We start from the raw sequence: 15,218 nt of genomic DNA, 5'->3' as shown, positions 1-15,218 counted from the left end.
ATATCAGGCGAGGAAGGGGTTGGACTTCAACTCCGTGGCCATCGTAGTCTCCGGTCCATGTCCAGGCAGCACATGCAGCTCGGGCGGGAGCTGAGAGACGACATCGGCTAGGCTGCGCTTCATGGCGGCAGGATCGGAGCCAGGTAGATCGGTGCGGCCAATCGAGCCCGAGAAGAGCACATCTCCAGAAAAGCACACCTGCCGCCCCACGAAGAGCACCGAACCGGGGGAATGGCCTGGGGCATGGCGCACCGTGAAGCGCTCTTTACAGATGCGGACCTCAGCGCCGTCCTCGAGATAGTCCAACGCGTCCGGAAATGGCATGGAGGCGGCGTCGAAAAGCTGCTGTGCCTGCTCAGACACCCCAGATCCATCCTTGAGCATGCCCGCATCCTGGGGGTGGATGAAGACGGTGCAGCCCAGCTCGTTGGCGAGTGCGGCCGCATCGCGGGTGTGATCAATGTGGCCGTGGGTCAGCAGTACCTGCTCCAAGGTGAGATTGTTTTGCTGCAGGTGCTGGGTGATCGCAGCGGCCGCGCCGAGGCCGGGATCGATCACGGTAGCGAACTCGCCATCGGAGATGACATAGCAGTTGGTCTGGAAAGGGCCGGTGACCATCATCGCAAGATTCATGCTCACCATCATAGGTTGCGGGCGGTACCACCACCGCGCCCGCGATACTCTAAACTGTGTTCAGTTAGCACGGAATCTACGAGCACATGAGGCTAGGTGAGCACCCCTAATGGAGAGCAATAAGAAGCGTCGCGAGGAGTCGATGCGCGCCCTCGAGCGCGAAATCAAGTCCCGTGATCGGAAGGAAAAGACCCAGCCTCTCGGCGTGGCACTGGCCTCGCTAGCAGTGATTGGTCTCGCTACCGCCGGTATCTACTGGGCTTCGACGCACGAAGGCGATGATGCGGTGGAGGCCTCCGAGGAGACCAGCACCACCGAGGCAGCAGAGAAGGACATCACGCCTCTGGCCACCGAGCGCACCACCCCCCTCGGGGAGACCGTCACCTGCTCCTATGAAGATTCCGGCCGTGAGGCCAGCAGGGAGGTCTCACGCCCGAACCAGGAGGATGTGCCCGCCCGCGGCACCGTCACCGTCACCCTCGACACCAGCCAAGGCCCGATCGGCATGAAGCTGGATCGTTCCGTCTCGCCCTGCACCGTCAACGCGGTCGAACACCTTGCACAGGAGGGCTTCTACAACGATACGATCTGCCACCGCATCACCACCTCCGGTATTCACGTGCTGCAGTGCGGCGATCCGAGCGGCCAGGGATCGGGCGGCCCGGGCTTCCAGTTCGCCAACGAGTTCCCCACCGATGAGGCCTCGGATCAGGCCAAGCAGCAGCCCGTGAACTACGAGCGCGGCACCATTGCCATGGCCAATAGCGGCCCCGACACCAATGGCTCGCAGTTCTTCCTCAACTACAATGATTCTCCACTGCCGCCGATGTACACCTACTTCGGCACCATCGATGACGCCGGGTTGAAGACTCTCGACGCCATCGCCGAGAAGGGTGCTGCCGACGGCGCCGGTGACGGCGCTCCTGCAGAGGAAGTCAAGATCACCACAGCAACGGTGAGCTAGGCCACACCCCGCGCGGCTGGACGCACTGCAGCCGGCACTACGCGGACAAGGCCCACACTCTCATTCCCCCAACGGGGAGAGCGTGGGCCTTCGTGTTTCGCCGGAGGGGCGGACACAGCGTTGATTGCTATTTAGCCGCCGGAGGTGACGCGGTAGACATCGAAGACGCCTTCGATACTGCGCAGATGGTGCATCAAGGATCCCAGCTGCTTGGAATCCGAGACCTGGAAGATAAAGCGCAGCATCGCCACGCGGTCATCGGCGACGCGGGTATTCATCGCGGTCACCGTCACCTTCTGCTCCGCGATCACCCGGGTGACCTCCAGCAACAGACCATTGCGGTCGAGGGCCTCGACTTGCAGCGTGGCGGCGAATACCGTCCCCGAGGACTCCGAGGCCCAAGAGACCTGAATGAGCCGCTCCGGCTCCTGTTGGAGTTTCTCGGCGTTGGTGCAGTCGGCGCGGTGCACGCTCACCCCGCCGCCGCGGGTGACGAAACCGAAAATGGTATCGCCCGGCACTGGGGTACAGCACTTGGCCAGCTTCGCCATCACATCCGGGCTGCCTTCGACCAAGATTCCGGTGGAGGAATCCTGATTAGCTCGCTGCTTCGAATTCACCAGCTCGTGGAAAGGCGTGCGCGCGGCTAGGGCGTCCTCGGCGTCGTCGGCATCCCCGAAGGTGGCCATGAGGCGATTCGTCACATGCCGCGCTGAGACCGAACCATTACCGATAGCGGCGTAGAGCGTCTCCACGTCTTGGTAATGCAGCTCCTCGGCCACCGCCCGCATGGACTGCGAGGTGATCAGCCGGTGCAGTGGCAACCCGCCACGCTGCACTTCGGTGGCGAGGGCATCACGGCCGAGCTCCACATGCTCTTCGCGGCGCTCCTTGGCGAACCACTGCCGGATCTTCGCCTTGGCGCGCGGCGAGGCCACGAACTTCTCCCAGTCCTGGCTGGGCCCCGCTGCCTGATCTTTGGAAGTGAATACCTCTACCCGATCACCGGAGTTCAGCTTGGTTTCGAGCGCCACCAATTTGCCGTTGATCTTCGCGCCGATACAGCGATGCCCCACCTCGGTGTGTACCGCATAGGCGAAGTCCACTGGGGTGGCATCCACCGGCAGGTTCACCACATCACCCTTGGGGGTGAACACGAAGATCTGCGTGCTGCTGAGGTCATAGCGCAGCGAGTCGAGAAACTCATTCGGGTCGGCGGCCTCTTTTTGCCAATCCAACAGCTGGCGCAACCACGCCATCTGATCAAGGTCGGCTTTATCACCCTTGTGCGAGCCCTTGGTCTCCTTGTAGCGCCAGTGCGCGGCAATGCCGAACTCGGCGTTGTAGTGCATCTCATGGGTGCGCACCTGCACCTCAAGCGGCTTCGCGCCCGGCCCCATCACGGTGGTGTGAAGGGACTGATACACCCCAAAGCGAGGCGCGGAAATATAGTCCTTGAAGCGTCCGGGCATGGCGGCGTAGAGCGAGTGCACCGCACCGATGGCGGCATAGCAGCTATTGATGTCATCCACGAGCACGCGGATACCGATGAGATCGAAGATCTCGTCGAAATCGCGGCCCCGCACGATCATCTTCTGATAGATGGACCAATAGTGTTTCGGCCGGCCCATCACCTCGGCGTGGATGTTGTTGTCCTTGAGGGTGGTGCTGAGCTCGTCGATAATCTGGGTGATATAGCGATCCCGCGAGGGGGCACGGTCCGCCACCAAGCGCACGATCTCCTGGTACTTCTTCGGATACAAAATGGCGAAGGAGAGATCCTCCAGCTCCCACTTCACCGAAGCCATGCCGAGCCGGTGCGCCAACGGTGCAATCACCTCGAGGGTCTCGCGCGCCTTTTTGGCCTGCTTCTCTGGGGGCAAAAAGCGCATGGTGCGCATGTTGTGCAGGCGATCGGCCACCTTGATCACCAACACGCGCGGATCATTGCTCATGGCCACGATCATTTTGCGGATTGTTTCCGCCTCCGCGGCCGCTCCGAGCGCCACCTTGTCTAGCTTGGTCACGCCGTCAACCATGCGGGCGACTTCCTCGCCGAAGTCTCGGGTGAGATCCTCCAGGGTGTAGTCGGTGTCCTCCACCGTGTCATGCAGCAGCGCCGCCAAAAGAGTGGTGGTATCCATGCCGATCTCCGCGGCGATCGTGGCTACCGCTAAGGGATGGGTGATATAGGGATCACCGGACTTGCGAAACACGCCTTCGTGCAGCCGCTCGGCGGTGGAGTACGCCCGCTCCAAGAGGGCGACATCGCACTTCGGGTGGATCTCGCGGTGAATGCTGATCAGCGGCTCGAGGACAGGATTAGCCTTGACCTTGTTGCCGGTGAGGCTACGAGCGAGCCTGGCAGACATGCTGCGGACACTGACTTGGTTGCGTCCAGGTTTGTTTTCCGGCATAGCGATAAGTGTATTAGATAAACCTAGGCGATATCCCCATTGTTGAGGACAACCAAAGGTAAGTCCTCAAGCTTCTGCCGACCGCCGAGGCCTCCGACCTCCAGCACGAGAGCATTGCCCACCACAGTGGCCCCAGCCTTCTCCAGCAGGCTTCGCGCCGCGCAGAGAGTGCCGCCCGTGGCGAGGACGTCGTCGACAAGCGCAATCTTTCGCCCCTGCAACTCCACACCACTGCCTGGGATCTCGAGTGCTGCCGAGCCATATTCCAGGTCATATTCCGCACTGAAGACCGGCGGCGGCAGCTTGCCCTTTTTCCGGATGGCCAGCACGCCCATGCCGAGCTTGTACGCCACCGCCGAGCCGAGTAGAAAGCCACGGGCATCGAGACCACCGATCATCTCCGCACCCATCTCTTTGACAGCCTGGGAGAGCTCATCGACGATCACACGCAATGCCTCCCCGTCGGCGAGCACCGGGGTGAGATCTTCAAAGATCACGCCTTCGGCGGGAAAATCGGGCACATAGCGGATGCGATCGGCAAGGGCGTCGCGGGCGGTTGCATACGACATGGCTATTAGGTGTGGCCTTCCTGTCAGGGGCTGGGCGGGCCTAGGCTCACCCAGCGGGCACCAAAGGTGCACGGGATTCATCGAGCATGAAGTTGAGACACTCCCCCACGAACGCGATCGACTGCCACGACCGCACCGCTACGACAAGGCGCCAGCGCCGCGAGAGGCGAGCGCAAGTTATTCGATCTGCCAGCGCGACATGTTCCAGCCGATCCCCGCTCGCGAGGTGTTAGGAACAACGTTACCCACCGAGTTGTCCACCACAAACGTGCGGGGTTGGGCAGCAAGCGGAATTGAGGGAATCTCATCCCACAACCGCTCTTCCGCTTGGCGCAATAGCTCGCTATTGTTCGCGGGTGCGTTCACCGAGGCATACTCGGTACGAGTATCCACCGCCACCAAGATCGCGTCGGCTTGACCATCCAGATCGGCTGGGCCGCCCCACTCATTCGTTGCGGTGCGGGAGAGATCACCGAGATCATTGGTGATATCCGAGACGTCCTTGATCGTGATCCCGGCTTTGGCGCAGCTCTCGCTGATGGCGTCCACGATCGCCTTTTTCCGTGGATCGGGGGCGGTATATCCGATACGGATCGTCGCCCCCTCCAGCTCCGCGCGGGCTTTGGCCATATCGGTGCCGAGGTTGCGGTCGGAAATATCACGGGTGCTCGCGAATGTCGGCGCAATCGCCGGGCTGAGCCGGGTACCTACCGGCGGCACATCCACGCCGGAGTACTCGGAGGATAAGTGGGCGATCTCGTTTTGATCTATGCAGGCGGCAAAGCCCTGTCGCTTCGCAGGGGTGGCGAGTACTCCCGAGTTGGCGAGATTGAGTTGTTCGATCAGCTGCCCCACCTCACGGGTGACCTCATAGGGATTGGCGGTGTCATTGCGGTCCACCCAGTCGATCGAGCAGGCATTAACCAGATCCGCGATCTCCAAGGAGTTCTGCTCGGACTTCGCCACTCGGTCCACCCCAGCGGGGTAGACCACGATCTTATCGAGGGAGGGGGCGTCTCCTGCGTAGTGCGGATTGGGCACGAGCACAACCGAACCATCATCGAGCACCTCGGAGATCTTCATCGGGCCCGAGGAGGCGTGAAGTTCGGGGTTAAAGTTCTTCAGCAGAAAAGCATCGTTCCATGCGTTGCCAACCTTTTCCATCGGCTCGGCAGCGCCGCTGTCCACTGCCTGCCACATCTCATCTTCGCTCATTCCGGCGGCGCGGGCGATGATGTGGGCGGGCAGCACAGTGCCGGGGCCGAAGAGCTGCCGCCACCGAGAACCGAAGGAGTCTTTGAACTGCACCGTGAAGTTCTTGGAGCCGCGCTCGCACTTCACATCTGCCACCTGCTGCATCAGCGGGTTATAGGCCTTGAAATAGGCTTCCCGCGTCGCGGCGATGAAGGAGAGATAAAAATCATCGCAGGTCACGGGCACCTCATCGGAAAAAATAGCCCGCTTATTAATGGTGTAAATGATCTGCACGGTTTGTCCCGGAAGGGACTGGCCCTGCGCCAGATCCATATTGGGAATGCTCTGCCCTTGCGGGCCGTGCATGAATACCGGTGGATACAGCCGTGAGGCCAGCTGTTCCGCGTTGGTACTCACCCCGATTGTGGAGGCCGCATTGGTCGTTACCAGCGGCGTATCCACGGCATAGCCGAAGACTTCCTGTGGTAACTGTTCTTCCTCCGCGCAGCCGGCCAGCCCGAGAACCCCCACAGCTAGCATCACGATCACGCGGCGCAGAGTCATTCCTGCACTCATCAGGGTTTCCTTCATTCTTGCTGTGCTTATCGACGCCCACCGGCGCCACGGCAGCGGCGGTGCCCCGTGGGGCACCGCCGCTGCCGTGGCCGCGTGGTCCTCAGCGCCGCCAGGCACATCGCTAGTGGGTGGTGGGGCGCCAGCTGAGCGCCTCCGGCTGACCATACTCTGCGGGCCGCGGAGCATGAACCGTGCGGCCAGTATCCACCGGAGCCTCCTCCGGTTCTTCTGCTGCCCCAGAGCGGTAGCGCTCCACGGCGGCGTTGTGTTCACGCACCTCCTTGGTGCGGTTCTTCATCGACACCAAACAGGGGGCGGCGAGGAAGATCGAGGAGAGCGTACCCTGCACCACGCCGATGAGCTGCACCAGAGCAAGATCCTTCAAGGTACCCACACCGAGCATCCACACCGCGACCACCATCAGCGAGATGATCGGCAGTGCCGAGAGCACCGTGGTGGAGATCGAGCGCATCACCGTCTGGTTAATGGCACGGTTGGCCAGCTCCGCATAGGTGCGGCGGCGCGAGGATTGAAAACCTGCGGTAAGTTCGGAGACTTTATCGAACACCACCACGGTGTCATAAAGCGAGAAGGCCAGTACGGTCAGCAGGCCGATCACGGTAGCTGGGGTGACCTCGAAACCGATAAGGGCATACACCCCAGAGATCACGATGGCGTCCACCGTGATACACGCGATCGCGGATACACCCATGAGCTTCTCAAAACGCAGGGCAATAAAGGCAAAGACAAGCGCAAGGAACACCCCCATGGCCAACAGCATGCGTTGGGTAATGGTCGAACCCCAGGACTCGGAGACGGTGGAGTCACCGATAGCATCCGGGGAAGGATCTCCCTGCGAGTCCTTGGGCTGGAAGGCATCATAGAGCGCCGCACGGGCGTCATTGATCTGATCCTCGCCGAGACGCTCCGAGGTAATCTCCAGGATGCGAGCATCGCCCGAGCCAACGACCTGCACTGCGTGCGGGTCCACCCCAGTGGCCTCTTCAAAAACCTGCTCCACTCGGGTCTCGTCCAGATCCCCAGCGGGCATATTCATCTTTGTTCCGCCCTCGAAATCGATACCGAGGCTGAATCCTCGGATCGCGATCGAGGCGAGTGCAATAAGGATGAACATGGCGGCGATGGTGTACCAGCGCGTGCGTTTGCCGATGAAATCGACCCCGCCCTCGCCGGTGTAGAGCCGCTTGATCATAGAGGTATCACTCATGGTTACTTCTCTCCTGCCGCATCGTTCGAGCCGTTGCCGGCGATAACCTCATTGGCATAGGGCGCTTCCACAGCGGAGTCGGCAGCAGCGCGCTCATCGCGCACCTTCATCACCGCACCAAAGCCATTACGGGACGTCTTATTGAACCACGCACGACGGCTGGCGAGCAGCACGAGCGGCGCGGTGACCAAGAAGGTGACAACCAAGTTGAAGATCGTGGTCAGACCCAAGGTAAAGGCGAAACCCTTGACCGATCCGACTGCGAGGACGTAGAGCACGATGGCCGCAATCAGCGACACCGTGTTACCACTGAGAATGGTGCGCTTAGCGGACTGCCACCCGCGGGGCACTGCAGAGCGGAAGGTCCGGTTATTATCGCGGATCTCGTCCTTGATGCGCTCGTAGAACACCACGAAGGAGTCGGCCGTGGTGCCTAGACCGATGATCAGACCGGCGATGCCGGCCAAGTCGAGGCTATAGCCGATCCATCGGCCCAGCAGCACGAGGGCGCCGTAGACCAAGACATTCGCCGCCACGAGGGTAAAGATCGCGAGCGCGCCGAACACGCGGTAGTAGCTGAAGGCGAAGACAGCGATGAGCACCAAGCCAACAATGCCCGCAATCAATCCTGCCTGCAGCGAGGCGCTACCCAGCGAGGGCGGGATCGTGGTGGTGGTTCCGCCAAGCTCACCGTTTTCGCCGGCGAAGCTCAAGGGCAGTGCACCATAGCGCAGGTTATTAGCTAACTCCGTGGCTTCCTGCTGCGAGAAACTACCCGTAATCGAGGTGCCCGATCCCACCGGGGTGGCGGATTGGATCACTGGGGCGGAGATAATCTGCGAATCAAGCGTGATCGCAATCTGCCGCTGCAGGTATTCCTCGGTCAGCTTCGCCCACGTAGAGGAGCCCTGCTCGCCACCGGAAGACTTGAAGGCGAAGTTGATCTCCATGGTGTTGCGCTCGGGGTTGAAGCCACCGGTGATCGGCTGGGAGGTATCGATCTCATTACCGGTCAGGCGCGTGCCCTGCTCCTCATCGGTCTGGCCCACGAGCAGTGGGACGGCGTCGAGAAGCATCACCTGACCAACGCTCGGATCACAGGCCACCAAGGGCTTTTTAGGATCATCGGTGCCGGCGAGGGGATCGAGCGGGGCCGGCTGGGAGCGGTCCTCTTGTTGCTCACACACCATGAGTTGACGGGCCGCTACTTGCCGCGCGAGATCATCGGACTGGCGGTCCTCGCGGAGCACCTCCAGCTCCTTATCGCGCTGTTCGGCTTGCTCGAGGGAGTTCTTCGGCTCGGCCGGAGGGTTCTCGCTGACCTTGGGAGCGTCGAAGGTCTTCTTCTCCCCCACGAGCTGCTCGGAGTTTGTCGACAAGGTGCTGGCGACCTCGTCGAGAACGTCCTGAGCGTGCTCCTTGGTACTCGCGCCGACACTGACCCAGCGGTTCGCCATGGCCTCCAGCGCCGAGAGGTTATCCTCTGGGGAAGGAACCTCGGTTGGGGTGAGCACAGGGCGGAACATCAGTTGCGAGGTCTGCGAGAGCGCCTTGGCCTGAGCGGTATCTTCACCCGGTACGGAGATCACGAGCGTATCGCCATCGGTGATCACCTCCGCGCCACTGACGCCCATGCCGTTCACGCGGTTCTCCAGAATGGTGCGCGCCTGCGCGAGTTGCTCCGAAGTGGGATCCTGGCCCTGTGGGACCAGTGTCACCCGAGTCCCGCCTTGAAGATCAATACCCAGCTTGGGGACGGGCCTGCGGTCTCCAGTGAACAAGACCAGGGCGTAAACCAGCACGAGGATCAGCGCAAACACGCCGATCGCCCGCTTCGGCCATGCCGATGGTCCCAGCTGCGACCGCTTGCTGCGGGATGCCACGAACGTTTCCTCCTCCAATGAACGCATGAGGCTCACCACGGGCGCCGTGGCCCGCGTGCCTCATCAACCGGCGTGAATCAGCCGCCACCACCACGATGCACTGGGGGCAGCGGTTGCGCGCCGCATGCACAGCGCGCGCAGGTCATTCGACCATAGTACGGCATAGGACACGCCCCCACTGAATCAGTAGCCAGTGGAGGCGGTGAATGAAATCAACAGTTTAGTCGCGGCGGTTCTCAGCAGAGCCTTCCCAACCTTCGGGGTGCTGCTCGGAGGTCGGTCCATCCTGCTGTTCCGGATGCGGTCGCTCTAGGTTCTCGGGGTGCACCCCCTCGCCAGGCTGCTCGTCGTGCTGGGGTGCGAGGGGCTGCTCGCTCGCCTCCTCCATCACCGGAGCGGACTCGGCGCCAGGGACCTCGAGCTTACGCACCACAGCGATCAGCTCGAAGGTGGACACCACGCCCTCGGCGATTTCGAGGTCCACGGTGTTCTCGCTGCGATCGCGCACCGTAGCGTAGAGCCCAGCGCTGGTGACGACACGGTCGCCGGGACGCAGGGATTCTTGAACCTGGCGGATCTCATTGAGCCGCTTGCGCTGAGTGCGCATCTGCAAAAAGGCAGGCAGTAAAAAGAGCGCCAGAATAATGAGCAGAAATACAGTCGTCATAGTGCCTACTAGTGTGCCAAACTCTGGCGCCGTGAACAACGGGATATCCACCCGCCCGTGTGGTGTCGGCGGACCTAGAACAGCCCCACTGTTCCCTCCGGCGGCTCCAAGCCGAGGTGGCGCCAGGCCGCAGCGGTGGCCACTCGGCCGCGCCCGGTGCGGCTAATCATGCCGGCGCGCACGAGATAAGGCTCGCAGACTTCCTCGACAGTCGAGGGCTCCTCGCCCACCGCAATGGCGAGGGTGCTCACCCCCACCGGCCCGCCGCCGTGGCCCTTGATCAACGCGGTGAGCACCGCCCGATCCAAACGGTCAAGGCCCATCTCATCGACGTCAAAGACCACGAGCGCGGACTGCGCCGCAGAGAGATTGATGTGCCCATTGGAGTGCACATCGGCATAATCGCGCACCCGCCGCAGCAGGCGATTAGCGATACGCGGGGTACCGCGGGAGCGGGAGGCGATTTCGTGGCCGGCCTCCTCATCGATGCTCACCCCGAGAATCTTGGCGGCGCGCAGCACCACCCGAGTGAGATCAGCGGGGCCGTAGAACTCCATTTGGGCGGTGAAACCGAAACGATCGCGGAGCGGACCGGTAAGCATACCCGAGCGCGTGGTCGCCCCCACCAGGGTGAAGGGAGCCAGCTCCAAGGGGATCGAAGTGGCACCGGGGCCTTTGCCGACAATCACATCAATACGGAAATCCTCCATCGCCATGTAGAGCATCTCCTCCGCCGGACGAGCCATACGGTGGATCTCATCGATGAACAGCACATCGCCCTCGGTGAGATTGGACAGCATGGCTGCCAGATCGCCGGCGCGTTCGAGCGCGGGACCAGAGGTCATGCGCAGATTCGAGTTGAGCTCGGCGGCGATGATCATTGCCATCGTGGTTTTGCCCAGCCCAGGCGGGCCAGATAACAGCACATGGTCGGGCGCCACTCCCCTGCTCCTGGCCCCGCCAAGCACCAGCTCGAGTTGCTCGCGCACTTTGGGCTGGCCGATGAACTCGCCCAGACTTTTCGGGCGCAGGTTTACCTCATCATCGTGCTCGCCTTCGTTGAGCTGCGGGCGCACAGCCGAATCCGGTGGACGCAATGCCCCCTCAGGGAGCTGAAACTCGGTTTTTTCTACATTCGACATAGCGCAGGTGTCCTTCCCACTTGCTCCTCGAGCCTAGTTGCTGCTCAGCGTGGCGAGGCAGGCGCGCAGCGCGGCGGAGACATCCAACTCCGGCTGGGCGGCCAGCACGCTCGCCACGGCCGCATCGGCATCCTTGCGGCTAAAGCCCAGGTTTTCCAGAGCCTCTGCCACATCCTCGGCCACCCCACCTGTGATTGCGGGGGCAGCAGCACTGGGCTGCTGGGCGACGGCCCCGACGAAGGGCTCCACCTTTTGCTTTAAATCCACCACCATGCGCTCCGCGGTGCGCTTGCCCACGCCGGGGATCTTCTCCAGCGCGGCAGCATCGCTGCGGCTGATATAGCCGGCCAGCTCGGTGGGACTGGCCATGGCGAGCGCCGCCAACGCCAACTTGGGCCCCACCTTGGAGACGGTGCACAACAGATGGAAGAACTCCTTTTCCTCGCTATTGGCGAAGGCAAATAGCTCCATTGAGTCTTCCCGCACGATCTGCGCAACCACCACAAAGCACTCCTCCCCCTGGCGCATGGTGCCGAGGGTGCGCGGGGTGGCGCTGATGCTATAGCCGACTCCGGCGCATTCGATGATCGCGCCGGACAGGCCGAGATCAATACAGGTTCCGCGCAGGGATGCAATCATGTGCTGCTGCTCCTTTGGTGTTGCTTGGCCAGCTCCGCTTGGTGCGCTAGGGCGGGAGCGCGCCAACAGTGGCATACCCCCAACGCTAAAGCATCGGCAGCATCAGCTGGTTTGGGTGGTTCCGCCAGTCCCAGAATCCGGGTGATCATGGCGGTCATTTGTTTCTTATCAGCGCGGCCATTGCCCGAAATGGCCTTCTTCACTTCCGAGGGGGTGTACATGTGCACTGGGATGTGGCACTCGGCGGCAGCGAGCACCAGTACCCCTACGGCGTGGGCGGTGTGCATCACCGTAGAGACGTTTCCGCGTTCGAAGACGCGCTCGATGGCCACCACGTCCGGATCATAGTCACGGATCCATTCCTTCACCGCCTGGCTGAGTTGGAGTAGACGCGCCGTCAGGTCATCCTTCGCTGGGGTGCGCACCACCCCCACAGCCACGGGATATACGGCCCGGCCCCGCCCTGCCTGCACCACAGACAGCCCACAGCGAGTCAAACCTGGGTCAATGCCCATCACCCGCAGGCCCTCCATGCTGTTTGCAGCGCGCACCCGTATATCCTCCTCGTTGTCTCAGACCATGTTTAGCACATTTTTTCGCACGATCCTGTATCAGCGGTGTGCTGGGCGCAGAAAACGCCCTCGCCTCCGCAGTGGCTGCAGGGAAAGGGCGTTGATTGTGCCGCAGACGGAATACGCCTAGCGCGCGACGTCGCTAAGCGTCGAGCTGAGCGGCGACCTCATCGGAGATATTGATGTTGGAGTAGACGTTTTGCACATCATCGGAATCCTCGAGCAGGTCCACCAAGCGCAGGATCTTGCGGGCAAGATCCGCATCGGCATCCACCTCGACAGAGGCGCGGAAATCCTGGTCAGCGTCATCGACCTTAATCTCGTTCTCCTCCAAGGCAGCGCGCACGCCGCGGGTATCAGAGGGAGAGCACACGACCTCGAACTTCTCGCCAAGATCATTCACCTCTTCGGCGCCGGCATCGAGCACAGCCATGAGCACGTCGTCCTCAGTTAGCTCGCCCTTGTCCACTACCACCACACCGACGCGGGTAAAAAGGTAGCCCACGGCACCGGATTCGGCCATGTTGCCGTTGTTCTTCGACATAATGCTGCGCACCTCGGAGGCCGCGCGGTTGCGGTTGTCGGTGAGGCACTCGATAAGCATGGCTACGCCACCCGGGCCATAGCCTTCGTACATGATGGACTGCCAGTCGGCGCCGCCGGCCTCTTCGCCGGAGCCGCGCTTGCGGGCGCGCTCAATATTATCATTGGGCACCGAGGCCTTCTTGGCCTTGCGGATCATGTCATCGAGGGTCGGGTTCGCTGCTGGGTCGCCACCGCCAGTCCGGGCCGCTACCTCGATATTCTTGATGAGCTTGGCAAACTCCTTGCCACGCTTGGCGTCGTTAGCGGCCTTCTTGTGCTTGGTTGTTGCCCACTTTGAGTGGCCTGACATCAGCGTTCCTCTTCTCTCTTAAATACTTCGCGTTCAACAGTCGTTAGTAAGCGGTTTATCAGTATAGCGTGAGTGCTTCAGGTGCCGAGTCAGGCCTTCCTGTGTAGCCATGGCAACGAGCTGCCCAGCGGCATCATATATCCGGCCCTCACAGAGGGAGCGGCCGCCGCCGGCTGCCGGCGAGGTCTGTACATAAGCCAACCACTGATCCACACGCACTGGGCGGAGAAACCACAGGGCATGATCCAACGAGGCCATCTGCAGCGGGGTGTTCGGGTGACGCACCTGAGCGGCAGAAAGCAGCGTGGCATCCGAGATATAGGACAACGCGCAGCTGTGAAGCAGATCATCTGCCGGCAACGCCGCGGTGGAGCGCATCCACGCCACCTGTGTGGCGGCGGCGGTGAGCGGGGTGTTTAAGCACTCGCGGGGAACAATGCGGATATCCCACTCCGGCCACTCGCGATCGAAAAACGCCGCCCGAGCCGAGTCGGCGCGGGAAATATCCTCCGGCGCCGGCAGCACCGGAGCGGGCTCATTGTGGCTAAGCCCAGCATCTCTGTCGTGGTGCATGCTCACCTGCACGCTGCACAACAGCTGCCCAGATTGCGAGAGACTCAGCAGCCGCGAATGAAAAGAGCGCCCCTCGCGCAGCCGCTGCACCCTTACCTGGGTCGGCTGGGCCGGATCACCGGGAGCGAGGAAATAGCAGTGCAGCGAATGCGGGGAAAAGCGCGCATCGACGGTACGCACCGCCGCAGCCACAGCCTGAGCCAAGAGCTGGCCGCCGAAGGTGCGCTCCAGAGAGGAGGGCACCACCGCCGTCTGAAACTCATCGGTGGCGATCTCGCGGAGATCGCAAATCTGCTCGATCCTCGAGGGCTGTGGCTGCCGCATAGCGTGGAGTTGGTCTGTGGGGCTTAGCAGCCGCGATCGGCCATGCGCTGCTGCTCGCTGAGGTCATCGCAATTGATGCCCACCATGGCCTCGCCGAGAGAGCGCGATACTTCGGCGATCACGCTGGGATCGTTGTAGTGCTTGGTGGCCTCGACGATGGCCCGCGCGCGCTTTTCTGGGTTTCCGGACTTGAAGATGCCGGAGCCGACGAACACACCCTCGGCGCCGAGCTGCATCATCATGGCGGCATCCGCTGGGGTTGCCACGCCACCGGCGACGAAGAGGGCCACCGGCAGCCGGCCGGTGGAGGCGGTCTCCCGCACCAGCTCATACGGGGCCTGCAGCTCTTTGGCGGCATGGTAGAGGGCGGTCTCATCGAGGCTGGCCAGCTTCGCGATCTCGGCGCGGATGGCGCGGATATGCGTGACGGCATTGGAGACGTCACCGGTGCCGGCTTCCCCCTTGGAGCGAATCATGGCCGCGCCTTCGGCGATACGGCGCAGGGCCTCGCCCAAGGTGGTCGCACCGCAGACAAACGGTACCCCGAAGCGATGCTTATCCACGTGGTGCGAGTGGTCGGCGGGGGTGAGCACTTCGGACTCGTCGATCCAATCAATCCCGAGGGCCTGCAAGACCTGTGCTTCCACAAAGTGTCCGATGCGCACCTTGGCCATCACCGGGATATCCACGGCCTTCTGAATACCGGCGATCATGTCCGGATCGGACATTCGGGACACGCCGCCATCGCGGCGAATATCAGCGGGAACGCGCTCGAGAGCCATCACGGCCTTCGCGCCTGCTGCTTGGGCGATCTCTGCTTGTTCGGGAGTCACCACATCCATGATCACTCCGCCGAGCAGGCGGTCAGTAACGCCTGCGTGTACTCCATTAGTGTCTGCCACTGGGAATGAACCAACCCTTCTTGAGCCACTCGGATATCTT

General features: G+C 62.1%; 14 protein-coding genes. 1 reads left to right on the top strand and 13 read right to left on the bottom strand.

Annotated features, from left to right (window positions below; translation table 11 throughout):
• Nucleotides 1-3: 3 nt before the first annotated feature.
• The gene (locus tag GBB18_RS01845) at nt 4-633 is read right to left on the bottom strand and encodes an MBL fold metallo-hydrolase (RefSeq protein ID WP_151640549.1); all 630 of its coding nucleotides are present in this window, start codon (nt 631-633) and stop codon (nt 4-6) included.
• Nucleotides 634-742: 109 nt separating this feature from the next.
• On the opposite strand from GBB18_RS01845, the gene GBB18_RS01840 reads away from it, so the two are divergent.
• Nucleotides 743-1,597, top strand: coding sequence for a peptidylprolyl isomerase (locus GBB18_RS01840; protein WP_151640548.1), 855 nt, complete (start codon nt 743-745; stop codon nt 1,595-1,597).
• Nucleotides 1,598-1,728: 131 nt separating this feature from the next.
• Here GBB18_RS01840 and GBB18_RS01835 read toward each other — a convergent pair whose 3' ends face one another.
• The 12 genes from GBB18_RS01835 to pdxS all read right to left on the bottom strand — a co-directional run bounded on the left by GBB18_RS01835 (nt 1,729) and on the right by pdxS (nt 15,178).
• A complete protein-coding gene (locus GBB18_RS01835; RefSeq protein ID WP_151640547.1) occupies nt 1,729-4,014 on the bottom strand; it encodes a bifunctional (p)ppGpp synthetase/guanosine-3',5'-bis(diphosphate) 3'-pyrophosphohydrolase in 2,286 nt (761 codons plus the stop codon).
• 23 nt (nt 4,015-4,037) lie between these two features.
• Nucleotides 4,038-4,583, bottom strand: a complete 546-nt coding sequence (locus GBB18_RS01830) for an adenine phosphoribosyltransferase (protein WP_151640546.1) — start codon at nt 4,581-4,583, stop codon at nt 4,038-4,040.
• Between the two features lie 177 nt (nt 4,584-4,760).
• Entirely contained in the window at nt 4,761-6,353 is a 1,593-nt protein-coding gene (locus GBB18_RS01825) for an ABC transporter substrate-binding protein (protein ID WP_192795875.1), read from the bottom strand.
• A gap of 121 nt (nt 6,354-6,474) precedes the next feature.
• A complete protein-coding gene (secF, locus tag GBB18_RS01820) occupies nt 6,475-7,581 on the bottom strand; it encodes a protein translocase subunit SecF (RefSeq protein WP_151640544.1) in 1,107 nt (368 codons plus the stop codon).
• Nucleotides 7,582-7,583: 2 nt separating this feature from the next.
• Entirely contained in the window at nt 7,584-9,464 is a 1,881-nt protein-coding gene (gene secD, locus GBB18_RS01815; protein ID WP_151640658.1) for a protein translocase subunit SecD, read from the bottom strand.
• A gap of 220 nt (nt 9,465-9,684) precedes the next feature.
• On the bottom strand, nt 9,685-10,131 hold the full coding sequence (gene yajC, locus GBB18_RS01810; RefSeq protein ID WP_151640543.1) for a preprotein translocase subunit YajC: 447 nt from the start codon (nt 10,129-10,131) through the stop codon (nt 9,685-9,687).
• 74 nt (nt 10,132-10,205) lie between these two features.
• On the bottom strand, nt 10,206-11,273 hold the full coding sequence (gene ruvB / locus GBB18_RS01805) for a Holliday junction branch migration DNA helicase RuvB (protein ID WP_151640542.1): 1,068 nt from the start codon (nt 11,271-11,273) through the stop codon (nt 10,206-10,208).
• Nucleotides 11,274-11,306: 33 nt separating this feature from the next.
• Nucleotides 11,307-11,912, bottom strand: coding sequence for a Holliday junction branch migration protein RuvA (gene ruvA / locus GBB18_RS01800; RefSeq protein WP_151640541.1), 606 nt, complete (start codon nt 11,910-11,912; stop codon nt 11,307-11,309).
• Nucleotides 11,909-12,445: a crossover junction endodeoxyribonuclease RuvC gene (ruvC, locus tag GBB18_RS01795; protein WP_151640657.1), complete on the bottom strand. Its 537-nt coding sequence runs from the start codon at nt 12,443-12,445 to the stop codon at nt 11,909-11,911. The genes ruvA and ruvC overlap by 4 nt, the downstream gene beginning before the upstream one ends.
• Nucleotides 12,446-12,626: 181 nt before the next feature.
• Nucleotides 12,627-13,379, bottom strand: coding sequence for a YebC/PmpR family DNA-binding transcriptional regulator (locus GBB18_RS01790; RefSeq protein WP_151640540.1), 753 nt, complete (start codon nt 13,377-13,379; stop codon nt 12,627-12,629).
• A gap of 33 nt (nt 13,380-13,412) precedes the next feature.
• Complete coding sequence (locus GBB18_RS01785) at nt 13,413-14,276, bottom strand: acyl-CoA thioesterase II (RefSeq protein ID WP_151640539.1); 864 nt, start codon at nt 14,274-14,276, stop codon at nt 13,413-13,415.
• A gap of 23 nt (nt 14,277-14,299) precedes the next feature.
• Nucleotides 14,300-15,178 carry a pyridoxal 5'-phosphate synthase lyase subunit PdxS gene (pdxS, locus tag GBB18_RS01780; RefSeq protein WP_151640538.1) on the bottom strand — a complete coding sequence of 293 codons (879 nt, stop codon included), beginning with the start codon at nt 15,176-15,178 and terminating at the stop codon, nt 14,300-14,302.
• Nucleotides 15,179-15,218 lie beyond the last annotated feature (40 nt).

This window comes from Corynebacterium sp. 11A (assembly GCF_008930935.1).
Lineage (GTDB): Bacteria > Actinomycetota > Actinomycetes > Mycobacteriales > Mycobacteriaceae > Corynebacterium > Corynebacterium megadyptis.
The sequence above is the reverse complement of the archived record's forward strand: the minus strand, read 5'-3'. Positions and strand labels throughout refer to the sequence as shown.